Annotated in this window: 25 protein-coding genes; 19 read left to right on the top strand and 6 right to left on the bottom strand. The window is 38.8% G+C overall.

Going from position 1 to position 23,407, the window contains the following annotated elements; genetic code table 11:
* Positions 1-25 precede the first annotated feature (25 nt).
* Positions 26-361, top strand: a complete 336-nt coding sequence (locus RWN13_RS06535; RefSeq protein ID WP_314061664.1) for a PepSY domain-containing protein — start codon at positions 26-28, stop codon at positions 359-361.
* A gap of 42 nt (positions 362-403) precedes the next feature.
* On the opposite strand, the gene trmB is transcribed toward RWN13_RS06535, so the two are convergent.
* The 4 genes from trmB to RWN13_RS06515 form a co-directional block, all read right to left on the bottom strand.
* Positions 404-1,051 (bottom strand): tRNA (guanosine(46)-N7)-methyltransferase TrmB, encoded by a 648-nt coding sequence (trmB, locus tag RWN13_RS06530; RefSeq protein WP_314061662.1) that lies wholly within the window; start codon positions 1,049-1,051, stop codon positions 404-406.
* A gap of 130 nt (positions 1,052-1,181) precedes the next feature.
* Complete coding sequence (locus tag RWN13_RS06525) at positions 1,182-1,964, bottom strand: phosphotransferase family protein (RefSeq protein ID WP_314061661.1); 783 nt, start codon at positions 1,962-1,964, stop codon at positions 1,182-1,184.
* 137 nt (positions 1,965-2,101) lie between these two features.
* A complete protein-coding gene (locus RWN13_RS06520; RefSeq protein WP_314061659.1) occupies positions 2,102-3,322 on the bottom strand; it encodes an ABC transporter permease in 1,221 nt (406 codons plus the stop codon).
* Positions 3,322-4,062, bottom strand: a complete 741-nt coding sequence (locus RWN13_RS06515) for an ABC transporter ATP-binding protein (RefSeq protein WP_314061658.1) — start codon at positions 4,060-4,062, stop codon at positions 3,322-3,324. Before RWN13_RS06515 ends, RWN13_RS06520 begins: the two co-directional genes overlap by 1 nt.
* Before the next feature lie 209 nt (positions 4,063-4,271).
* On the opposite strand from RWN13_RS06515, the gene RWN13_RS06510 reads away from it, so the two are divergent.
* From RWN13_RS06510 to RWN13_RS06485, 6 genes are all read left to right on the top strand, one after another.
* The gene (locus RWN13_RS06510; RefSeq protein ID WP_314061657.1) at positions 4,272-4,700 is read left to right on the top strand and encodes an HIT family protein; all 429 of its coding nucleotides are present in this window, start codon (positions 4,272-4,274) and stop codon (positions 4,698-4,700) included.
* Positions 4,700-5,047, top strand: coding sequence for a YtxH domain-containing protein (locus RWN13_RS06505; protein WP_314061656.1), 348 nt, complete (start codon positions 4,700-4,702; stop codon positions 5,045-5,047). The genes RWN13_RS06510 and RWN13_RS06505 overlap by 1 nt, the downstream gene beginning before the upstream one ends.
* Positions 5,048-5,218: 171 nt before the next feature.
* Positions 5,219-6,256 carry a peptidylprolyl isomerase gene (locus tag RWN13_RS06500; RefSeq protein ID WP_314061655.1) on the top strand — a complete coding sequence of 346 codons (1,038 nt, stop codon included), beginning with the start codon at positions 5,219-5,221 and terminating at the stop codon, positions 6,254-6,256.
* A 181-nt stretch (positions 6,257-6,437) separates the two neighbouring features.
* Positions 6,438-6,707 carry an IreB family regulatory phosphoprotein gene (locus RWN13_RS06495; RefSeq protein ID WP_314061654.1) on the top strand — a complete coding sequence of 90 codons (270 nt, stop codon included), beginning with the start codon at positions 6,438-6,440 and terminating at the stop codon, positions 6,705-6,707.
* Complete coding sequence (gene ruvX, locus RWN13_RS06490) at positions 6,704-7,126, top strand: Holliday junction resolvase RuvX (protein WP_314061653.1); 423 nt, start codon at positions 6,704-6,706, stop codon at positions 7,124-7,126. Before RWN13_RS06495 ends, ruvX begins: the two co-directional genes overlap by 4 nt.
* An 81-nt stretch (positions 7,127-7,207) precedes the next feature.
* Positions 7,208-7,534: a DUF1292 domain-containing protein gene (locus RWN13_RS06485; RefSeq protein WP_314061652.1), complete on the top strand. Its 327-nt coding sequence runs from the start codon at positions 7,208-7,210 to the stop codon at positions 7,532-7,534.
* Between the two features lie 81 nt (positions 7,535-7,615).
* On the opposite strand, the gene rnhC is transcribed toward RWN13_RS06485, so the two are convergent.
* Positions 7,616-8,533 carry a ribonuclease HIII gene (gene rnhC, locus RWN13_RS06480; RefSeq protein ID WP_314061651.1) on the bottom strand — a complete coding sequence of 306 codons (918 nt, stop codon included), beginning with the start codon at positions 8,531-8,533 and terminating at the stop codon, positions 7,616-7,618.
* A gap of 337 nt (positions 8,534-8,870) precedes the next feature.
* Between rnhC and zapA the strand changes: the two genes are divergently transcribed.
* From zapA to RWN13_RS06450, 6 genes are all read left to right on the top strand, one after another.
* On the top strand, positions 8,871-9,323 hold the full coding sequence (zapA, locus tag RWN13_RS06475; protein WP_314061650.1) for a cell division protein ZapA: 453 nt from the start codon (positions 8,871-8,873) through the stop codon (positions 9,321-9,323).
* Between the two features lie 45 nt (positions 9,324-9,368).
* On the top strand, positions 9,369-9,914 hold the full coding sequence (locus tag RWN13_RS06470; RefSeq protein ID WP_314061649.1) for a CvpA family protein: 546 nt from the start codon (positions 9,369-9,371) through the stop codon (positions 9,912-9,914).
* A 172-nt stretch (positions 9,915-10,086) separates the two neighbouring features.
* Entirely contained in the window at positions 10,087-12,450 is a 2,364-nt protein-coding gene (locus RWN13_RS06465) for an endonuclease MutS2 (RefSeq protein ID WP_314061648.1), read from the top strand.
* 184 nt (positions 12,451-12,634) lie between these two features.
* Positions 12,635-12,943 carry a thioredoxin gene (trxA, locus tag RWN13_RS06460; RefSeq protein WP_314061647.1) on the top strand — a complete coding sequence of 103 codons (309 nt, stop codon included), beginning with the start codon at positions 12,635-12,637 and terminating at the stop codon, positions 12,941-12,943.
* 93 nt (positions 12,944-13,036) lie between these two features.
* A complete protein-coding gene (locus RWN13_RS06455; RefSeq protein WP_314061646.1) occupies positions 13,037-13,666 on the top strand; it encodes a fumarylacetoacetate hydrolase family protein in 630 nt (209 codons plus the stop codon).
* Between the two features lie 242 nt (positions 13,667-13,908).
* Positions 13,909-15,654 carry a glycoside hydrolase family 2 TIM barrel-domain containing protein gene (locus tag RWN13_RS06450; RefSeq protein ID WP_314061645.1) on the top strand — a complete coding sequence of 582 codons (1,746 nt, stop codon included), beginning with the start codon at positions 13,909-13,911 and terminating at the stop codon, positions 15,652-15,654.
* Between the two features lie 144 nt (positions 15,655-15,798).
* On the opposite strand, the gene RWN13_RS06445 is transcribed toward RWN13_RS06450, so the two are convergent.
* Complete coding sequence (locus RWN13_RS06445) at positions 15,799-16,710, bottom strand: ArsR family transcriptional regulator (protein WP_314061643.1); 912 nt, start codon at positions 16,708-16,710, stop codon at positions 15,799-15,801.
* A 176-nt stretch (positions 16,711-16,886) separates the two neighbouring features.
* Between RWN13_RS06445 and RWN13_RS06440 the strand changes: the two genes are divergently transcribed.
* The 6 genes from RWN13_RS06440 to RWN13_RS06415 all read left to right on the top strand — a co-directional run bounded on the left by RWN13_RS06440 (position 16,887) and on the right by RWN13_RS06415 (position 23,345).
* Positions 16,887-18,161 carry an extracellular solute-binding protein gene (locus tag RWN13_RS06440; RefSeq protein ID WP_314061641.1) on the top strand — a complete coding sequence of 425 codons (1,275 nt, stop codon included), beginning with the start codon at positions 16,887-16,889 and terminating at the stop codon, positions 18,159-18,161.
* A 135-nt stretch (positions 18,162-18,296) separates the two neighbouring features.
* Positions 18,297-19,196 carry a sugar ABC transporter permease gene (locus RWN13_RS06435; protein ID WP_314061639.1) on the top strand — a complete coding sequence of 300 codons (900 nt, stop codon included), beginning with the start codon at positions 18,297-18,299 and terminating at the stop codon, positions 19,194-19,196.
* Between the two features lie 12 nt (positions 19,197-19,208).
* Positions 19,209-20,054 carry a carbohydrate ABC transporter permease gene (locus RWN13_RS06430; protein WP_314061637.1) on the top strand — a complete coding sequence of 282 codons (846 nt, stop codon included), beginning with the start codon at positions 19,209-19,211 and terminating at the stop codon, positions 20,052-20,054.
* A 4-nt stretch (positions 20,055-20,058) separates the two neighbouring features.
* On the top strand, positions 20,059-20,484 hold the full coding sequence (locus RWN13_RS06425; RefSeq protein WP_314061635.1) for a hypothetical protein: 426 nt from the start codon (positions 20,059-20,061) through the stop codon (positions 20,482-20,484).
* A 24-nt stretch (positions 20,485-20,508) separates the two neighbouring features.
* A complete protein-coding gene (locus tag RWN13_RS06420) occupies positions 20,509-22,317 on the top strand; it encodes a sugar-binding domain-containing protein (protein WP_314061633.1) in 1,809 nt (602 codons plus the stop codon).
* Positions 22,314-23,345 carry an aldose epimerase family protein gene (locus RWN13_RS06415; RefSeq protein WP_314061632.1) on the top strand — a complete coding sequence of 344 codons (1,032 nt, stop codon included), beginning with the start codon at positions 22,314-22,316 and terminating at the stop codon, positions 23,343-23,345. Before RWN13_RS06420 ends, RWN13_RS06415 begins: the two co-directional genes overlap by 4 nt.
* Positions 23,346-23,407 lie beyond the last annotated feature (62 nt).

Raw genomic sequence — 23,407 nt, 5'->3', positions numbered from 1 at the left:
GTTATTGATAGAGGAGGTTTAAGGGATGTTTGAAGATGAAAAATACGACTATCTGGGAGCAGGTTTATTAGCGGGGGTAGTTGTCGGAACTATAGGTGGCGTAGTAGGCGCATTGTGGATCAAAAAAAATAAGACAATCAATGCTGATGTTATTTTGGAAAATGTTAAGTCTGCTTTTCTAAAAGAAGGTCCAATCGAAGGCTCATGGATTGAATTTAGTAAGCAACCTTTACAAAAATTTGCCATCAAATCAAAAACATATACAGGCGGCATTACTCGGTTGGAAGATTTAGAAATGGTCCAATATGAGTTTATCGCAGATGCGTATACAGGGACTGTCTTGGATATTTATCGTTTATAACAAAAAGTGACTAACAAGTAAATCCACTTGTTAGTCACTTTTTTAATTTTTTTCTGGAAAATAAGCCTCCACCCGATAAATAGGCTGGCCTTTAGATGAGAATTTTTCTTCGTATTCAGTCATGATATTGCCTTCAAAATCACTGGCGTGCAAATCAAGCCAGACTTCTTTTAAGATCATGCCATACTGAGAAAAGCTGGCCAATGAATACTCGAATAACCCACGATTATCTGTTTTGAAATGAAGCTCGCCATTTGGCGGCAAGATCTCTTGATACCCTTTTAAGAAAGTGTGGTAAGTCAACCGCCGCTTAGCATGGCGGGTTTTTGGCCAGGGATCAGAAAAATTTAAATAGACTTGGGCAATTTCATGAGGGGTAAAATAATCGGTCACTGAGCCACCATCTACATGTAATAATTGCAAGTTAGCTAAGGGTTCTGCTAGTTGTTTGTCTAAAATATCGATTAGGACACTTTGCTGAATTTCAATGGCGATATAGTTAATCTCGGGATGAGCTTTTGCCATTCCATAAATAAATTGGCCTTTACCAGACCCAACTTCAATGTGTAAGGGATGACGATTACCAAACCGTTCTTCCCAGCGACCACGCCAAATAGCTGGTTCAGAAACCACGTACTGCGGGTTTGCCTCAATTTGTTCTTTGGCCCATGGTTTGTTTCTAACACGCATAATGTAACGCTCCTTTGTTCTGTTTATTCTGTCATTCATGCTGAAAATCAGACATCTCGTGACATGATATCTCATATAAAAACTCTCTGATAGTATATCAGAGAGTGAGGTTAAAGGGTAATCTTTTTCATTAATAGCTGAAAAGTTCCTTGAGTAAAAGAATTTCTTGGTTCATCTGTTTTAAATTTTGTTGCAGGTAGCTGATTTTGATTCGCTGCAAAAAGTCCATGCCACTGTACCAATAAATACGCTCAATGCTTTTGGCTGGTTCTCTGATGCCGTAGGTTTCTAACCATTGTGACCAGTCGTCAAAAGGGACGTAACGACCTAAAATCGCACCAAGGTCCGCCGCCGGATCGGCTAACATAGTCGCATCCCAGTCCACGAGATAAAGTCGGCCGTTGTCTGATACTAACCAATTATGATGGATGGGATCGCCATGACAGGCTTGGACTTCAACTGAATCAGGGAGATGGTCCTCCAAATAACGGAAGACACGCATCAAGTAATGATTTCGTTTAAGTTCAGTAGGGAGTTCCTGGGCATAAGCACTTAAAAAATCAAACGCCTGCTTTTCAACACCACCTACCCGGTACAACATATTTTTTAACGATTCGGACTGGTGGAGATGCTGCATGATCTGAATAACATCTTGCCGTTGACCAATGTCTTGGGGATTTAATAAGTAACCGTCTAGCCACTCTTGGGCAGTTAAGACATCACCATTACCTGTTCGTTTTGTCCACATTAATTTGGGCGCAATTCCTTCCAGGGAGAGTGCGGCTAAAAAAGGCGATGAATTACGTTTGATAAAAACTTTCTCAGCTTCATCATTAATCCCCATATACGCTTTGCCAGTATCTCCTTTGATCGGTTGGAGAGACCAGTTTTTATCAAATTGAAAATCAACCATATCTTCTCCACCTAACATTTGTCTCAAATAAGTTTTTGAGGAAGTACTTTACTACCAAAAATTGGAAAGTATTCCTATTAGTATCTTTCATTGTAAAACCCTAAGTGGCGTTCGTCAAGTTCTGACCTCTCTTTGTACTAAAAGCGATCGATTTTTCGCAAACGACTTGGTAGATAAAGGGTTGTAAATAACAAAATTTCCACAAAGATGGCAGCAATAACCATTAAACTGTCCAGTTTATTAGGCAGGACAATCAAAGCTAGGAGGCTGAAAATAACACCGACAATCAGCAATAACAATCTGACTAGCGTATTAACGGCTTTTTTCTTAGCTTGGTTATTTAAAGGGTAAAGTTCAGTCATAACCATGTAATCAAATTGACCATACATGGGAATCATTTGGAAGCCAATCAAGTAGATAATGACCAAAGAGACAATCAGAACTAACATAAATTCATTTAGAAAAATAAGAACAATGATTCCGACTAAGGTGAGTCGAATAAATAGACCACTATACTCAGCTCCCCGAACAAAACTGCGACTGTAGAGGTAGAGATAGGTGTTTTCAGAGGTCTTCTTGATTTTATTTAACAAGCCATCAAATAGTCTACGGCGTTTGACTTTCCCAGAAATACCTGGCACATCTGTAAACATGTTGATGAATTGATAAATTCGCTTCATTCGTTGTTGCTCGTTGCTAATCATATTTTCCCAGTCCAAGTTTTTAGTGGCAAAGGTCTTTTTGGTTGCTGAAAACTGGATAATAAGTGAGACAATGGCCACCAGCAAACCAGCGAGACTATGTAGATATAAAGAGCTTATGATAGCGACTAATGCAAGCAGAAGCCAAATCAGTTGTTCTTTTTTTTGGGTCTTCTGATTGGCTAAAAAGCAAGGGTTAAACTGTTGTAGTAGATGGCTAGCTTTCAGCAACCATAACATTAATACGAATATAGCAAAATCTAAAATTGATGAGCGAGCCACCGCTACTAATAAAGGCATGGAGATGCCGGCAGCAAGTAGCAGAAAACTTAAGGGCAAAACTAGAGAATGGCGGTAAGCTGCTTTTAAGTAAGCCGTCATCTGCCGTTCTTTTGGTAAAAGAAAGACCTTGTCAGCGTCTTTCATCAAGGTGGCCAAGTGACCGGTAAAGAGAGCCATTAGCCAAATTAAGCCAATTAGGGGTTTTCCTAAAATAAAACGGCTGTCCAATGTTTTGACTAAGTCAGAATAATAAAGGCCAAATCCTCCCAGTAAAAAAGAGGAAATCAAGACAACATGGTCGTTAAAAACATATTTTAAATAACGGATAAGCTTGGTTTGATGACGGCTTAAACGGTCTTTATAAAATTGTTGCATTAGGCGGTAGCTCCTTCTTCGTTGGTCAGGGCCACATAGATGTCATCTAAGGAGGAGCCAGGTAAATTAAACTCACGGCGCAAGTCATCAATTGTGCCGACAGCTCGAATATTACCTTCATGAAGAACCACGAAGCGGTCACAGTATTTTTCAGCTGTGGCTAGAATATGTGTCGACATCAAAATCGCAGCACCTTGTTGGCGCATCTCATTCATTAATTCCAGCAAGGCGTGGATGGCAAGGGGATCCAACCCCAAAAAGGGCTCATCAATAATATAAAGACTTGGCTCAATTAAAAAGGCACAGAGAACCATCACTTTTTGTTTCATTCCTTTAGAGAAATGAGCAGGAAACCATTCTAGTTTATTTTCCAAGCGGAAGGTCTTTAATAAAATCGCTGCTCGGCGATGAGCCTCTTCAACGGGAATATCATAAGCCATGGCGGTAACTTCAATATGTTCTTTCAGGGTTAGCTCCTCATAAAGAGCTGGTGTTTCGGGAATGTAGCCGATTTTTTTCCGATAGCTTTCTGGATTGGCCTGAAGGGTTTCTGAATCAATTTCAATTCGGCCTTTCTGTGGGGTCAGTAAACCGATAATATTTTTAATGGTAGTACTTTTACCGGCACCGTTCAAACCGATTAGGCCAACCATTTCCCCTTTGCTAACGTCAAAACTAATATCTTTTAGGACTGGGATATGGCCATAGCCACCAGTTAAATTTTTAATCACTAAACTCATTTATTTGCCTCCGATTACTTTTCTTGTTTCAATTATAACATAGTCCCTTGAGAAAAATGTTCGTTATTATTGTGAATAAAGATGGAATTAATGATCTAATAAGGATTAGCTTTTGACTTTTACTAGAAGTATCCTTTATTATAGGAGGTAACGTGACTATGACTTGATTGAAGCAAGGCCAACAAAGTAGAAAAGGAGCGAATGAATTGATGGATAACTGTATTTTTTGTAAGATTGTCAACAAAGAGATTCCTAGCTATAAAGTGTATGAAGATGAGGTGGTTTACGCCTTTTTAGACTTAACTCAAACCACTAAAGGTCATACCTTGGTTATTCCTAAGAAACATGTGACAGATATTTTTGAATATGATGAAGAGGTGGCGAGTCAGTTGTTTGCTCGAGTGCCGAAGATTGCCCGGGCGATTGAAAAAGCTTTTCCAGAAATGGCAGGCTTAAATCTGGTCAACAACAATCGAGAGCTGGCCTATCAATCCGTCTTCCATTCTCATATTCATCTATTGCCTCGATATAGTAAAAAAGATGATTTTAGTATGAGGTTTGCTGACAATAGTAGTCAATATTCTTCAGATGAAATGGTTGCTTTGGCTGGAAAAATAAATGGGCAGGTGAGTCAATAATGCTGGGGAAATTTATTAAGGGGTTAGCATTTGGGTCAGTTGTTGGAGGAACTTTAGGTCTCTTATTTGCCCCAAGAAGCGGCAATGAAACGCGTCGTAAATTGATCAATGAGGTGGATGAAGCCACCGATTTAACTTATGATTTAAACGACAGCTTAAAGGAGTTTCAAGATTCTTTGGCAACGCTAAAAGATACTGCGGCTCAGGTGATTCCAACCTTTAAGGAAGAGACGCAAAAATCAGTTGAGACCTACAAATTTAAAACAGAGCCACGACTAGCGGAAATTAATAGACAATTAGAGAAACTTAATCAAGACTTAAAAAAAAATGAAGATAGTCATAATTGAAAGTCTATTTTATGAATATTGTATTCAAATTTAGCTTTTTCGTGAATTTTCTTTGATTTCATTCTAAAAACTACGAGAGAGGTAGTTGTTTCTGTACTCGTTTATGGTATAGTTATTGAGGTGGAATTATTTTTTACTAGGATTAAATTAAAATGAAATGGAAGTGCAATAATGAAGAAAAAGAAATTAGCCTTGGCTATTGTAGGGTTATTCAGCGTGATTACATTAGCAGCCTGCTCTAATAGCGGCACAGAATTAGTAACAATGAAAGGCGGCAAAATCACTCAAGAAGCCTTTTTTGATGAGATTAAAACACAAGATGCCAATCAACAAGCGTTGAGTACATCAATTATCTTTAAAGTGGCTGAATTAGGTTTTGGTGACAAAGTGGATAAAAAAGAGGTTGATGCAAAATATAAAGAATCACAAGAGCAATATGGAGATGCAGATACCTTTAAAGATGCATTAAAATCTGCCGGCATGACCGAAGCTTCCTATAAAGCACAATTGAAAAAAAGCTTAGCCTTTGAAGCGATGATGAAATCTCATATCAAAATAACAGATGCTGACTTAAAAGAAACATGGAAAACATTCCATCCAGAAGTTGAAGTTCAATTGATTGCAATGGACGATGAAGCAAAAGCGAAAGAAGTTTTGGAAAAAGCTAACAAAGGCGATGACTTTGGTAAATTAGCAAAAGAAAATTCAACAGCACCGTCAAGTACTGAAAACGGCAAAGTGACATTTGATTCAACAACCACCGAAGTTCCGGCAGAAGTGCAAGAAGCTGCTTTTAAATTGAAAAAAGATGAAGTATCAGCATTAATTCCAGTTGTCGGTAACAATGGTATGACTGAAACAACGACGTATTACATTGTTAAAATGGTTAAACCACAAGACAAAGGTAACGACATGGAACCATTTAAAAAAGAATTAAAAGAAATTGCAACAACGGCTAAATTATCAGACCAAGCGTTCCAACAAGAAGTTATTAGTAAAGAGTTAAAGGCTGCTAACGTTAAGATCAAGGACGAAGCCTTGAAAGGCGTTCTTGCTGGCTATATCGAAGAAGAAACCAAAGCTAGCTCAACTGCAGAAAGCTCTGCTAAGGAAAGTAAAGCTAAAGAGAGCTCAACCAAAGAAAGCTCAACTAAAGATAGTGCAGCTGAAAGTTCTGCCAAAGAAAGCTCAACTGAAGAATCTAAATAAGGTAAAGCCAAAGTTGAAATATACTTTGGCTTTTTACGCTTAAGAGCTTCAAATATGAAAAAATGTTGAAGATTTGACTAAGGTTCTGGTCAAACTGCTTGAAAGTCACGATATTGTTTGTAGTTTGCCGTTATTTCTTGTAAAATGGAGATGACTATTTAAAGAAAAGAGGTGGAGATGGATGAGTTTTACAGATGAAACCGTGCGTTTCGATTTTAATGATCATCGTAAGCAAGAAGTAAGTGAGACATTATCAACTGTCTACCGTGCATTAGAAGAAAAAGGTTACAACCCGATTAATCAAATTGTAGGGTATTTATTATCAGGAGATCCAGCGTATATTCCTCGCTATCAAGACGCCAGAAATCTCATACGTCGTCACGAACGAGATGAGATTATGGAAGAGTTAGTAAAAAATTATTTATCCGGTCACGGAATAGAATTTAAATGAGAATGATTGGTTTAGATGTGGGATCGAAAACGGTTGGAGTTGCTGTTAGTGATCCTCTCGGTTGGACGGCCCAGGGAATAGAGATTATCAGAATTAATGAGGCGGCTGATGAATTCGGTTTTGACCGAGTATTGGAGTTGATTGCTGAGTATCGCGTGACGCAAATTGTCATTGGCTTACCTAAAAACATGAACAATTCTATCGGACCGCGGGCTGAAGCTTCCATGACTTATGGCGCTTCATTGGAAAAGCTTTCTGGCTTACCAGTCGCTTATCAGGATGAGCGTTTAACAACAGTTGAGGCCGAGCGGATGTTAGTCGAACAAGGCAATGTTTCTCGCAATAAACGAAAAAAAGTGATTGATAAGTTAGCCGCAGTCATGATTTTACAAAACTACTTAGACAAACATAGCAATTAATCGGTTGATAACAATAGGCAAATGGTTTAAGTTAGGCTATAATATAAGCTGAAGTAATGACGAGAAAAGAGGAAAAAATAGATGTCACACGATCATAACCATGATCATGATCACGATCATGACCACGAGTATATTACATTAATTGACGAAGAGGGTACTGAATCGTTATTTGAAATTTTATTGACGATTGATGGCGAAGAAGAATTTGCTAACAAGCAATACGTTTTACTTTTCCCAGCTGGGGTTGAAGAAGACGATGAGCAAGTCGAAGTTGAGCTTTTAGCTTATGAGTATATCGAAGCTGAAGGCAGTACTGAAGGTGACTTACGTAACATCGAAACAGATGCTGAGTGGGACATGATTGAAGAAGTCTTTAACGCATTTATTGAAGACGAAGAACAAGCATAATTAAGAGAAGAGACCGCCTACCGATATCGGTAGGCGGTCTCTTTGATATGTTGACAAGGTCTGAGTGTTAACTGGGAGGAATTAATTTAATTTCCTCTGGGCTTTCTGAGTATTGGCAAAATGGAGTTTAGCGTATTTACCTAGTAAAGTCATTCCGCCACGCTTTAATAGTTTAGCACCAGCCACATCTGATTTTGGACCAGCTCCTGAAGGGATAACCATCCCTAATTCCTTACTGGCTTGATCCAAGGCATCCAGAAAGCTAGCGCGGCAAATAATTGAGGCAGCAGCAACGGATAAGTGATACTGTTCTCCTTTTGTGGTGAAGTAAATTTTTTCTTTGACCTGATTTTTTTCTCGTGCCAAATGCTTTCGATAGTTATTTTCTGGTGTAAATTGATCGATTAGTATGCCTTCGGGTTTAATGGGGGCTATTTCTTGTAATAACAGATAAATAGCCTGATTATGTAAGGCGACTTTCATGCGATTAACATTATAGTCCGGCTGAATTTGGTTGTACTTTTCTGGGGTGACGATTAACTCATGATATGGGACTGCCAGTTTAATGTCATTGGCGATTAAGCGAATTTGTTTATCCGTTAATTCTTTGGAATCACGGACACCTAGTTCTTTTAATAAAGGCATTTGTTTTTTTTCAACATAGGTGGCACAAACAACCACTGGGCCAAAGTAACTACCATTGCCGACTTCATCACTTCCAACAACGGACCAGTTAGCAAAGTCTTTTGGTAAGCTAGTGCTTGTCGAATTTTTTTTCGGTGTGCCACTAGCCAACTCTCCCCATTTACTGGCTTCGGCTTCAGCGCCAGCTCCTTGGAACATAACTTTTCCAGAGTTGTACGCTGTAATTGTTAAACCGCCGATTTTGGCTGAAAATTCAGCGTAAGGTGGTGTCTTTGCTTTAAAACTTCCTTGATAATGAGCGGCCATCTTCTTGATGGTAGCAGGAGAAACTTTAATAACGCATGAATTTGTCATGTAATGTCCTCTTCTTTCCTTAAGTATCCTCTCTTTCTATTCTAAACAATTTTGAGAGAAATCTCAAATGGGTCAATAGGGTTTGTAAATTCAATTAATCTAATTTATAATAGATAAAGGTTTAAAATAAGCGTAAATCAGGGTTTTTTATGTAATTATCGGAAAAATCCATGGTAAACTATGGATATATGGATTCCGTTGACTCATTCGGACAGATATATCCACTCACAAAAGGGAACAATTGTAGGGGGTGCCTAAATTAGTTGTTAGTTGGCTAAGGAAAAGTGCCTTACAATTTTATAACAGGATATATAGATAGAATAATGGAGGATTCGGTATGTCTCAAGAGAAAAAAAGATATAAAGCGAAAATCGCAAATAACACATATACTATTATTGGCAGTGAAAGTAAAACTCATATGGATATTGTCACAGAACTTGCGAATGATCAGCTGCAAGAAATTATGGCACTCTCTCCTAATACGGATTTAGCTCAAGCGTCAATATTATTGGCGATTAACTCAATTTCGGATCAATTGAAAAAAGAAGAAAAAATCTTATATTTAGAAAAAGAAATCAGTGAACTACGTGAAAAAGTAAGACATGTTGAAGAGTTAGAATCTCGGTTGCAGCGTTATGATGAAATGGAAAGTCAAGCAAGAAAAGCCTTGGCAAGTACGGGAAAAGAAACAGAGAACATCTCGCCTGTCGATGTACAAAAAATCATGAATCAACAAGTGATTGAAAAGATACAACAGAATGCGGCTAAGCTCTCTAATAAAAAAGGGTAGTACAAAGGAGCCGAACAAAGACTTAAAAAGGAAAAGGTTAAATATATGTTAACAATAGTTATTATTATCGCTCTAGCGGTGGCATTTTACACGGGTGTTCGTCGCGGTCTAGTTATGCAAATTATCTTAACGGTTGGCTACATCTTGTCATTAGCCATGGCTAAAAAGTATTATTTAGTTTTGGCTAAAAAAATTGAGTTGTTGGTTCCCTATCCGGCACCCACTCCCGATAGCAAATTGGTTTTCTTTGAAGGAGATAGTTTATTTAAGTTAGACGAGGCCTTTTATGCTGGTTTGGCTTTTCTGCTGATCTTGTTCATCGGTTGGTTAATCACTCGTTTTATTGGTATATTGTGCCATAATTTGACATTTTTTCCATTGGTTAAACAAGTTAATTTACTTGGTGGGGGTATTTTAAGTTTCGTCATTGTTTATGTGGGACTCTTTTTTGCTCTGTCAGTTTTAGCAATGATTCCAGTAGATTTTATTCAGAATCTGTTCAGAAGTAGTGGAATTGCTCGTTTTATTGTTGACAGTACCCCTTATTTTTCAAATCAAGTGGTTATTTGGTGGTTGAATGCAGTGGGGTAATATTAAGCTGAACGGGAATCGTTCGGCTTTTCTTAGGATAGAGAAAGTGGGGCTTTTTCCTTTATTCTGCTAGCTAGCTTGTCTCATAAAAGTAGGAGTGTTTATCAGGTGTTTGAGGGGATTTCAGTCAATTAACTAGGAAGTCAGCCTCCTAAGAAATGGAAGTGAAGAAATGAATCAAAAAATATTAAAAACCTTGGAGTTCGAAAAAATTAAGGCTCTACTAAAAGAATTGACCAGAACAGCACTTGGACAAGAGGAAGTTTTGTCTTTAGAACCGGTTAGTGACCGTCAGACGATTGCTGGTTGGTTATTGGAAACTGAGGACGGCGCTAAGATTTTACGTCTTCGTGGTGGTATTCCGATACCTAAACTGGAGAATATTCGTCCTCATATGAAACGAATTGAGATTGGCGCCATGTTAAATGGGATTGAAATTGCTCAAGTCGGACGTGTTTTGCAAACAACCTCCGAATTGACTCGGTTTTTTGAAGACTTAAGGGACGCTGAAATAGAGTTACATCGTCTTTATGAGTGGGTCGAACAAATGGTGACGATTCCCAGTTTGTCTCGTAGGATTCGTGAGTCTGTGGAAGAAGATGGGCGGATTACGGATGAAGCCTCAGCGGATTTAAAAACCATTCGCTCGCAAATTAGGCGAAGTGAACAAAGTATTCGGGAGCAGTTGGATAATTTGATTCGTGGAAAAAATGCCAAGTATCTTAGTGATGCTCTTGTGACTATGCGAAATGATCGCTACGTGATTCCAGTTAAATCCGAGTACCGCAGCATGTTTGGAGGAGTCGTTCACGATCAAAGTGCCTCCGGTCAAACGGTTTTTGTGGAACCAAAACAAGTGGTAGAACTAAACAATAAATTGCGTCAGCATCAAATAGCAGAACGTCAGGAAATTGAGCGAATCTTAGGAGAATTATCTAATGAGTTAGCTCCTTATCGTCAAGAAATTTTGCATAACGCTTATGTCCTTGGAAAACTGGATTTTATTCAAGCAAAGGCAGAGTTTGGTAAAAAGTACGAGGCGGTGGTGCCAGCCTTAAGTGAGGTTAAACAAGTTGACCTTCATTTGGCGCGTCACCCATTGATTCCGATTGAAAAGGTAGTTGCCAATGATATTACGATTGGCAAGGGTTTCCAGGCGGTCCTGATCACAGGACCTAACACGGGTGGTAAAACGATCACCTTAAAAACCTTGGGCTTGTTGCAGTTAATGGGACAGTCTGGCTTGCCGATTACGGCGGCAGAGGGAAGTTCGATTGCAGTCTTCAATGGTATCTATGCAGATATCGGCGATGAGCAATCGATTGAGCAAAATTTAAGTACCTTCTCCTCTCACATGACTAATATTGTTGATATTTTGACTAAAGTTGACAGTGACAGTTTAGTTTTGTTTGATGAGTTAGGAGCCGGGACAGATCCTCAAGAAGGCGCGGCCCTTGCCATTTCCATTTTGGATAATGTAGGTGCAAAGAGTGCTTATGTGATGGCGACGACTCATTATCCTGAATTAAAAGTTTATGGTTACAATCGTGCAGGAACCATTAATGCTAGCATGGAATTCGACGTGGACACCTTAAGCCCCACTTACAAACTATTAATTGGTGTGCCTGGTCGAAGCAATGCCTTTGAAATTTCCAAACGCCTTGGGCTTGATCATAGTGTGATTGAAGAAGCCAAACAAATACTTGATGGTGAAAGTCAGGATTTAAACGAAATGATTGCTGATTTAGAAAGCCGTCGCAAAATGGCTGAAACTGAGTATTTAGAAGTTAGGCACTATGTTGATGAAGCGGAGCGCTTGCATCGAGAACTAGAAAATGCCTATGGTTATTTCTTTGAAGAACGGGAAAAAGAACTAGCAGTTGCTAAACAAAAAGCCAATGAAATTATCCGAGAAGCGGAAGAAAAAGCAGAAGGCCTTATTAATGATATTCGCAAGATGCAATTGGCTGGTGGTAGTGGTAATGTGAAAGAACATGAACTGATTGAGGCGCGGTCGAAAATTTCCCAGTTGTATCAGGACGAAAACCATTTGCAACAAAATAAAGTTTTGCAAAAAGCGAAAGAGAAGAAAAAATTCCAAGCGGGTGATGATGTGATGGTTCAAGCCTTTGGCCAGCGAGGCACATTACTTCAAAAAACAAGCAACAATGAGTGGCAAGTTCAACTGGGAATTTTAAAGATGAATGTCAGTGAAGATGGTATGACACTGTTGGAACCGGAAAAAGAAGTACCGCAGAAGACTATCGCTGTTCGCAGTAATGGCGGACCACGAGTCTCTACTCAATTAGATTTACGGGGGCAACGGTATGAGGATGCTCTCCAAGAGGTTGACCAGTATTTAGATGCTGCTATTTTAGCCGGTTATTCTCAAGTGACAATTGTTCATGGCAAAGGAACCGGAGCCCTTAGAACGGGAATTACCGATTATTTGAAAAATCATCGCAGTGTGAAAAAGTTTGAACTTGCACCTCATAACCAAGGTGGCAGTGGCGCAACCATTGTTCAATTTAAGTAATGGAAGACTGCGCAATCCAATTATTAGAGAAAAGGAAAAAGCTTTGTTATAATCAATAGTGTAAAGAGAGTAACTCAGTTGAAATAGGTGAGTTTTCTAGCTCGACTTCAAAAAAACATTCCTTAGTGGGATGGATCAATGAGGCCCCAGCTTAAAAAACTCTTCAAAATAGGAGGAAATAACTATGGTAAAAACAGTAACGGATAATAGCTTTGCGTCAGATACAAACAGTGGCGTGGTTTTAGTTGATTTTTGGGCACCTTGGTGTGGCCCGTGTCGCATGCAAGGACCTATCATCGATGAATTAGCAGGTGAGATGGACAGTGTAACATTTGCGAAAATGGATGTGGATGAAAATCCCGCAACAGCGGCTCAATTTGGGATTCAAAGTATCCCAACCTTACTTGTAAAAAAAGATGGAGAAGTTGTTGAAACCTTAGTCGGTGTTCATCGTAAAGAGCAATTGACCTCTATTTTAAGTAAGTACGCTTAATTTAATCAGTAGCAACATAGGACTAAAAAGGAGGGTGGGGCAAAGGTCTCATCCTCTTTGATTTTCCAGATAAAGTCATGATGGAGGGATTAAGTGGAATCAATTGGTAATGTATTTTGTGTGGGTCGTAATTATCAAGCTCATATTGAGGAATTAAATAACCAACGACCTAAAGAGCCGGTTTGGTTTATGAAACCATCCCACAGTGTGGTGGTTTGTGGCCAAGATCAGCGTATTATTCTTCCTAAGGATCAAGGGGAGATTCATTATGAAGTGGAGTTAGTTATTCAAATGAAGGCTGATTATTTGCCAAATCAGCCATTAGAAACATTGGTGGGAACCGTCGCTTTAGGTTTGGATTTAACTCTGAGAGACCTTCAAAGTCAATTGAAAGCTAAGGGGTTGCCGTGGTTAAGGTCGAAAGGATTTAAGAATAGTGCCGTTTTGACAGAGGGAGTGCCTTATTCTAGTCTAGGTGATTTTGGTGAGACAAACTTTCAATTGAGAATTAATGATCAAATTGTCCAAAGGGGAAATACGCAGTTAATGATTTTTAATTTAGAAGAGTTGTTAGCTAATTGCTGGGAGCAGTTTGATCTGAAAGCAGGAGATATCATTTTTACTGGGACCCCAGCCGGAGTAGGTGGGCTAACAGATGGAGATAAGATTAGTATGTATCTCAATGACGGCTGTTTAGGTGAATGTGTCATCAGTTTAAAATAACTGAGGATAAAGCATTTTTGGTTTTATCCGTATAAAAAAACGGAAGAGTTTAACTTTAAAGTTAAACTCTTCCGTTTTTTTATACCTTGATTCACTTCGGGGTTAACGATAAAGTTAAATGATTGAAAGCGCTTGACAACCGTTATGAACTGGTATATATTATTTTTAACAGCTGTTTAGTATATAATTTAGTAAAAGTATTATTTTTTGTTTTACTTTATAGTTAAATAAGGAGGAAGAAGATGAGTACCTTGAGTAGCACGCATCCACGACCGCAACTGACACGAAAAGAGTGGGTCATGTTAGACGGCGAATGGTCGTTTAAGTTTGATGAAACTGACAGTGGGGTGAAAGAACAGTGGTATAAAAACTGGCTCGGCAGTGATATCATCAACGTGCCTTTTTCATATGAAACAGAGCTAAGTGGCATTCATCAAGAAGAATTTATTTCAATAGTCTGGTATCGAAAAGAAGTGGAATTAGAAGAAGGTCAAGACTACTTACTTCACTTTGAAGGAGCCGATCATTACAGCCAAGTCTGGATTGATGGTGAGAAGCTGGGCGATCACCGGGGTGGTTACAGTCGGTTTAGTTTTCAAATCAGTGGCAAAAAAGATAAAGTAAGTTTGGTAGTTAGAGTAGAAGACACTATGCTATGCTCACAGCCAAGAGGGAAACAACGATGGTTGAAAGATAACTTCGGTTGTTGGTATATTCAAACTACAGGTATTTGGAAATCAGTCTGGTTAGAGAAAGTAGCAGCTAATCACATCAGTGAGATTAAATTAACACCCGATGTGAGTCAACAGACATTGGCCTGTGATATTCAATTAAATCATTTTGATCGTCAGAAAAACTATCACTTAATTTCGACTATTTCTTTTCAAGGGAATCTGATTAGTCAAACAACTAGTTCCTTGCCCCAAGAACTAAGTCAGATAAGTTTATCTGTTGTGGATAGGTTGGACACAGCTTGGGGGATGCGTTTATGGTCGCCAGATGAGCCTAATCTATACGATTTAAAAGTGGAACTTCTAGTGGACAATCAATCAGTCGATTTGGTTGATAGTTATTTCGGAATGCGGTCCATCGCCATTGAGGGCTCGACAATTTTATTAAACGGCCACAGTCTTTATCAGCGGTTAATTCTTGATCAAGGGTACTGGCAAGAATCTGGTTTGACGCCACCTTCTGTTGAAGCGCTGGAATTGGATATTATGCGAATTAAAGAAATGGGCTATAACGGAGTTAGGAAGCATCAAAAAACAGAAGATGAACGATTCCTCTATCTATGTGATAAGCATGGTCTGTTAGTTTGGTCGGAAATGGCGTCGACGTATGAATTCAATGATCAAGCCATCGAGTTATTCACCCATGAATGGTTAAGCATTGTTAAGCAAAATTATAATCACCCGTCTATTATTACATGGGTACCCTTTAATGAGTCTTGGGGAATTGGCAATATTTATGAGGACGTTAAACAACAGAAATTTACTGAGAGCATCTATTATCTGACAAAAGCCATTGATTCCGAGCGACCGGTCATTACCAATGATGGCTGGGTTCATACAATCTCAGATATTATTACGTTACACGATTATGAAGAGCTGATTCCTTTGTTTAATAAACGGTATGAGGATCGAGACAAAATAATGAGCAATCAATTAATGTTTAATAAGGATTTTTATGCATTTGCTAGAGATTATAAGTATGGCGGCCAACCAATCATTATGTCAGAATTCGGTGGTATCGCTTTTAATAGTAAAGATGGCTGGGGATACGGTAATCAGGTGGCGGATGAAGAGGCGTTTATGAAACGATTTGATGAGATTCATCAGGCTATCCAAAATCTTGATTATGTATCAGGTTATTGTTACACCCAATTAACCGATGTGGAGCAAGAAGTTAATGGGTTGTTAACGCCTGATCGTCAACCGAAAGTTGATTTAAGAAAAGTTAAGAAAGTGAATGAAAGACGAAAAAGTTAAGAATGTTGAGACATAAAGTCGTTTTGCTTTCCCGGTGGGCAACTCGTTACAGACAAACACATGCTCCGAGCACTCTCGAAAAGCAGGAACAATGTGGGAGAAAATATTCGAGGCTAGGACAATAGCCCAGCCTCAGAGTGGAAATTAGTTATCAATATAATAAAGGTTAACGAGAATATCTTGATCATGGTTTCCAAACCCTTTGCCAAATAGAGTTAGACCGCCAACGTTGGGAGAATCGCTTTCGACGGCGAATTTTAAAGTGATTAAAGAATGCTGATCCAACTTAAGGTCATTGATCGTGACGGCTGAAAAAGGCTCCCCATCCATGCCTGAATCCAAAGAATTAATTCTCAGGTGTTTTAGTAAGCCATACTGGCTGAATTGATTGTTCCACCAAGTTGGTGTATAACGACCTCTTGTATCAGAGAAGTTACCGGGAACGGTGTAGACGCCGATCTTAATATCGTTAATATAGATGCTGATGTCACTTGGCCAAACGTTATTTGACAAAGGGAACTCAGAAGATAATTCAAAACTGATTTCAAGCATTTCAGCATGTTGATTATCCTGCAATAAATTGGGGATTTTATATTCCACAAATCCCTTTGAAAACCAAAGGAGGGCGGCATTAACCCGGTCGCTTTCCATAAAATATTTGGGGTCATCGGGTTTGCCGACAATATTGTTGGTAGTAGCTAGTCCGCAAGTTGGGTTGACATTAAAATTAGTGAAGTGGCCAAGCTTCAACTCGGTCTTATGCAAATTGAAAGCATGGTAAATCTTTTCTGGAAAACGGATGTGAATATCGTCTACACTGAGAAAGACCAATTTTTGAATACCGGATTTACCTGGAACTTTTTCAGATTTGATGATATTGGCTTTTTCCATTTTTTGGATGTGTCGAGTGATAATGGCGTTACTTAAATTAAGAGCAGAGGCAATTTCTGAAATGTTTCGCTTTTCTTTTCCTAATAACTTGATGATATTTAGTCGAGTTTCGCTGGCTAAAACTTCGTACACGAGTAACGAGTCTTTGCTAATATCTAATTCCATAATAACCTCCCAATATGTATTCTAATCAAATAGAATCTTTGATTTTATTATACCATTAACTTTAGAGTTAAGGTAAGGGGGTTGTATCGAAAAAATCACTGATTTTAGTCAGTATTACTTGTTAGATAATAAAGTTAGTTTAACTATTATGTTAATAAAAAATGGAGGTAAGCGTTATGAAGATAAAGAAAGTAGTTATTGGAGCGGCTGTGGCTGCATTGGCATCATTGTTATTAGTTGGGTGTGGCAGCAGCAAAGATGATAAAGGCTCAGCGAGCAAAAAGAATGAAATCACTTTTTGGAATCCTTTTACTGGAGCAGACGGCTCCAATATGCAAAAAATGATTGATGATTATAACAAAACAAACCCTGAGTTTAAAGTTAAAAATGTTTCCCTTAAAGAAGGTGATATGTACACCAAAATACCAACAGTCGTTAATTCAGGTAAAAATATTCCAGATTTAAACATTGTTCATGCGGAACGTATTACTCAGTATAAGGACAATGATATGTTGTTAACTTATGATGAACTATTGAAAGATTTCCCAGAAATAAAAGCAGATAATTATGTGCCGGAAGCTTGGAAGTTAGGCGAAAAAGATGGTAGCCGTTACAGCTTGCCTTTGGATATACATAGCTGGGGAACGTATTATAACAAAGAATTATTGGAAAAATACTTGCCGACGGCTTTAGATGATAATATTTTAACCTTTGATGAGATTGAAGAAGCCAGTAAGGCAGCGAAAAAGGATGACATTCGTGGTTTGGCGATTACTTGGATGAAACCTAATTTCCTTTCTCTCTATGCTCAAAATGGTGGTGAATTAAGTGCTGACGGAACGGAACCAACACTTGATAATCAAGCTGCAATTGACACCTTCGACAAATGGCTTTCTCTTTCAAAAGAAGGCTTAACGACAAAAGACGGTGAAGATCCAACGCAACTTTTTGTCAGTAATAAATTATTGTTCTTCCCTGAAGGAATCTGGATTCAGAATAATATTAAAGACGCTAAGATTGACTGGGGCTTTACAAATTCTCCTCAGTTATCCGATGATTTAAGTAAAGCTGTTAACTGGTCCTCTTCTCATCAGTTCGTGATGTTTAAAAATAAAGAGCGTTCAGATGAAAAAACAAAAGGGATACTAGCCTTTATCGATTGGTTACGTGATAATTCTTTAGAATGGGCTAAGGCGGGACAAAATCCAGCAAGCCTAAGTTTACTTGACGACAAAGAGTACTTGGAAATGCCTCAATCATTTTACCTGTCAACTCCTGAGCAACAAGGGACATTAAAAATCTTTGACTACAAGTACAATGGTTATGTGTCAGAGTTTATTGATGCTAACGGATTGGATGCTGTTTTTGGTAAAGTGCCTGTAGAAGAAACTGTTAAGAATATGCAAAAAGAAGTGTCTGATAAAGTGGCAAAAGATTCATCTGGCAAATAGACAAGTGAATTTCTTGGTGTGAGTGTGCTTACACCAAGAAATTGTTTGGTATTATGTGATAATTCTTACGATAAAATTGGTTAATGTCGAGTTAGAGCACGCTGACTGGCTATTAAATGAAAAGGGGAAATTAGGATGGAAAGTACAGGTTCTATTAGTAAAAGCAAAATAAATAAACGATTAATGCCTTGGCTATTTGTTGCCCCACATCTGCTTATATTTGTCATCTTCTTCTTGATTCCAGTTGTTTTTGGTATTTATATTTCGATGACAGATTGGGATTTGGTAAATGCGCCAACCTTTGTGGGATTTAAAAATTTCCAAGAGATACTCTTTCAAAAAGATTCCACTTTTTTTGAACAGTTTCATAATGGCTTAAAGAATACCTTTTTCTTTGTGATATTTTCAGTTCCATTTTGTATCATTGTTCCGTTGTTATTAGCAGCGGCCCTCAATGCAAAACCGAAATTAGGCAAGCTATTCCAATCTTTGTTCTATTTGCCCTCATTATTTTCTATTTCAGCAGTGGTCATTATTTGGACGCTGATGTTTAATGTGACATACGGGCCGATCAATAACTTATTCAATTTAGATATTGTTTGGACAGGCACCCAGCCATACGCCTGGATGGCGATTGTAGTGGTGACGGTTTGGTGGACGATTGGCGGCAATATGATTATTTATCAGGCTGCGCTAAACGGTATCTCCAAAGATTTTTATGAAGCTGCAGATATTGATGGAGCATCGGCAGTGCAGAAGTTCTTTAAAATTACGTTACCAAGCATTAAAGGGCAATTATTATATACCGTGGTTATTACAACGATTGCCCAATTTAATGTGTACGGGCAGCCACTGATGTTAACAGCCGGTGGTCCAGCCAATTCAACACGAGTTCTGTTGATGAATATTCAGCAAAATGCCTTTGGTTCAGGTCAATCAATCGCCGGAATTGCTTCAGCGATGGCTGTATTATTAGGTTTTTGTATTATGATTGTGGCCGGTATCCAATTTAAGCTACTAAGAAATAAGGATTAGGAGGATAAGAAGATGAAAAACAAAGGAAGAATTAGTTACCCAAAGATTGCCGCATTTCTATTCTTATTCCTAATGGCCATTATTTGGATTGTTCCGCTATTGTGGGGGGGAGTCACCTCTTTTAAGTCGGAAATGGAGTTTATGACTGGCGGCTTTAAATTTTTGCCAGCCGAATGGGTCATGACCAACTACACATCATTACTCTTCAACAATGCCAGTACCCCATTAATTAAGTGGTTTACCAATTCACTGGTCATTTCTGTTAGCCATACGATGTTGGTGTTGGTGGTGGTTTCTTTTTCAGCTTTTGCTTATAGCCGTTTGCAATTTAAAGGGAAAAATCAGTTATTTGCCTTTTTGATGGCGACAATGATGTTCCCTAGTGTGGTTAATTTAATTCCACTTTACAAAATTGTCGACACTTTTGGTTGGGTTAATTCCCCATTAGCGATGATTGTGCCTGGAGCGTCAGGGGTTATGAACATTTTTTTAGTCAAACAATTTATGGATAATATTCCGAAAGAGTTTGATGAAGCTGCGCGAATCGATGGTGCAGGTGAAATGACGATTTTCTTAAAAGTGATTTTACCTGTTATTAAGCCGATTTTATTAGTCGTTTCACTTTTTGCTTTTACCGGTTCGTGGAATGATTTTTTATGGCCTTCGATTGTTTTCAATGATATCGATAAAATGCCGATTACACCTGGTTTGCAATTACTTCAAGGAATGTATCAAGCTCAGCCAACGTTATTGATGGCGGGAGCACTTGTTGCGATTGTACCAACCTTTCTATTATACTTATTTGCTCAAAAATACTTTTTGGAGTCCATGTCCTTATCTTCTGGCGTAAAGGGGTAAGCAAATGAAATTATCAATGGAGCGTCGTGTCGTAGGAGCTTTAGGGTGTTGGCAAATCATAGATGGGGTTATTACCATTCTTTTTTATGGCTTGTTTAAGCGACATCAGCTGAGTCAGTTGCCAGATATGACCTATCAAAGTGCCAAAGCGATGGATTCGCTTTTTGGTAGTGCCTTTATTTTTATTAGTCTTTTTGGGACTGTCTTAATTGGTTTAGGTCTATTTAATCTGGTACTTGCTAAGCGTTATTTAAAAGCGCAAGAGATCCCTGGAAAATGGCTAGTTTGGTTGATAGTCGTCTCACTTTTTTCATTACTAGTCATGGATATTCTGGGGTTGATTTTAGCTGTTATAAGTATTGTGTTGCTTGTGGCAAAAGGTCAAGCAATCAAAAAAATAAGAACAAATGAATATAGTCGCTCGCTATAAAGTGCAGCGAGTAAGGAGAATATGATGAATAAACGGAATGAATACCCACGTCCTCAGTTTCAACGAAAGCAGTGGACTAATTTAAATGGGGAATGGGAATTTGCCTTTGACGATGAGAATCAAGGAATCGAAAAAAAATGGGATAAAGGTCTGGTACCATTACCACAAAGGATTAATGTTCCTTTTGTTTATCAATCAGAACTTAGTCAAATTAATCAACGAGAAGTTCATGATACTGTCTGGTATCGTAAAGCCTTCGAGTATTTCAGTGAGAAAAAGGTTGTGCTACATTTTGGTGCCGTGGATTACCAGGCGGATATTTTTCTGAATGGAAGTTATGTAGGTAGTCATATCGGAGGGCACACCTCTTTTTCCTTTGATGTGACGGCGTATCTAAAGACAGAGGGACAACAAATCCTCGTAGTAAAAGTATATGATCCCCATTCAGATGAAACGATTCCTCGAGGGAAACAATTTTGGGAGAAAGAATCGCGAGGCATTTGGTATACTAATTCCACAGGGATTTGGCAGACGGTTTGGCTAGAGGAAGTAGCGGCCAGTCATATAAAACAAGTGGTGTTTCAGCCAGATGTGGACTGCGGAAAAGTGGGGATCAGTCTTAATTTTCCAGCTGAAGCCGTAGGCAAACAAGTGTGCTATCAAATTAGTTTTCAAGGGGAAGCGATTGCCTCAGATTTGCTACTTATAACTAGCTCGGAAGTCACTCGTTCAGTTGAGTTGTACCAAAATAAGATTTTCAGGAGTAATTTTCACGATAATGGGTGGACTTGGAGTCCTGAAACCCCTAATTTGTTTGATGTTTCATTAAAATTGATTGATTCAGATGACAGAGTGTTGGATCAAGTTGAGAGCTATTTTGGTTTTAGAAAAATCCATACGGAAAAAGGCATGATTTTTCTTAATAATTACCCTTATTATCAACGCTTAGTCTTGGATCAAGGCTATTGGCCAACAGGTCTTTTAACGGCGCCGACAGATGAGGATTATAAGCGAGACATTGAACTGGCTAAAGAAATGGGCTTTAATGGTTGCCGCAAGCATCAAAAAGTTGAAGATCCACGTTTTTTATATTGGGCGGACAAACTGGGATTTTTGGTCTGGGGAGAATGTGCATCAGCGCCAGTCTATACAGAAAAAGCTGTGGAACGTTTAACAAATGAATGGTTTGAAATTATTGAACGTGATCGCAATCATCCGTCAATCGTCACATGGGTCCCACTAAATGAGAGCTGGGGCGTCCCGGATATTCATCATAATAAGCAGCAGCAACATTTTTCAGAAGGGATTTATCATCTGATTCATTCACTGGATCGCTCTCGTTTAGTGATTTCCAATGACGGCTGGGAAATGACCGTCACTGATATTTGTGCGATTCACAATTACAGTCATGGTAGCGCTACTGAAACTAAAAAGTACGACCATTTTATCGATACTTTGGCAACTGCTGATAACTTAATCAATCAGGCCCCCGGTAAGTGGGGGATTTACGCGGAGGGCTATAGTTATCAAGGAGAACCAATCATGCTAACGGAATTTGGTGGCATTGGTTATCAAGTTGGTGAACAAGATGGTTGGGGTTACACATCGGTCAGTGGTGCAAATGAATTTGTCAGTGAGTACGGACGAATAATGTCGGCACTCTATGGCTCAAAAGCCCTTTATGGTTATTGTTACACCCAACTGACAGATGTAGAGCAAGAGATTAACGGCTTACTAGCATATGATCGGACACCTAAATGTGAGTTGGCGAAGATTAAAGAAATAAATTTACAATATTTTCCAGAAAGACTATACAGTGAGGCTGAAAAATGAACGTACAGACAAGAAAATTTGGCAAAGAGGCAAGTCTATACACCCTTGAAAATGACCGTGGCACGGTTTTGGAATTGTCAGATTTTGGCGCCAGAATCGTTAATTTTTATCTGAATGTCAATAACCAAAGACGTAATTTAGTTTTAGGGTTTGACTCTGCCGAGGAATATGCTGAAAAGGACAGCTATATTGGCGCCACTATTGGCCGTGTTGCGGGGAGATTATCTGGCAGTAGCTATACGCTTGAGGGGCAACGGTATCCGCTGTTTCACAATGAAGGTAAGAATTGTTTGCATGGTGGCGCTAAGAGTGTTGACAGTCGAATTTGGCAAACACGTATTGCTGAACAGGAAGACCAGGTAACCCTTCATTTTAGCCTGTTATCAAAGGATGGTGACAATGGTTTTCCCGGCAATTTAGACATGACTGTTAGTCATACTTTGACTAACGATGATCAGTGGATAATTGATTATCGGGCTAAAACAGATGCTACAACTTTAGTTAATCCGACCAATCATGTGTATTTCAATTTGAATCAGGAACGAACTGAAGAGATTGGCAATCATTTGCTTTCGCTAGATGCCGACCAATATGGTGTGTTGACTGATACTTTAATACCTACAGGCGAACTACGACAAGTCGAAGGAACTCCTTTTGATTTTAGGCAGGCTGTTGCGATAAGTCAGGGGTTAAGAAGTGATTATGAACAAAACCGTCTAGTAGATGGGTATGATCATCCGTTTCTCTTAAATAAAGCCAGTGAGCCCCAAGTGACACTAATGGATAGTCAGCGACTGATTAAATTGGAAATGATTACTGATGCTCCAGCTGTGGTTGTCTACACGAGTAACATGATTGATGAGCCAGTCAGGATGAAGGATAGTTTTCAAGTCAAACATGGCGGTGTGACGCTGGAAACCCAGCAACTACCGGATGGGATTAACCACCCCCACTTTGGTTCAATCGTTTTACAACCAAATGAAATCTTTGAAAGCCAAACCCTTTTTCAGGTGTCATTAGTCAAATAAAGGAAGTCACTATTTTCAGAAAATGAAAATAGTGGCTTTTTTTGCGATAAATTAATTTGACC

It is taken from the genome of uncultured Vagococcus sp., from assembly GCF_963518325.1.
Classification (GTDB): domain Bacteria; phylum Bacillota; class Bacilli; order Lactobacillales; family Vagococcaceae; genus Vagococcus_D.
The sequence above is the reverse complement of the archived record's forward strand: the minus strand, read 5'-3'. Positions and strand labels throughout refer to the sequence as shown.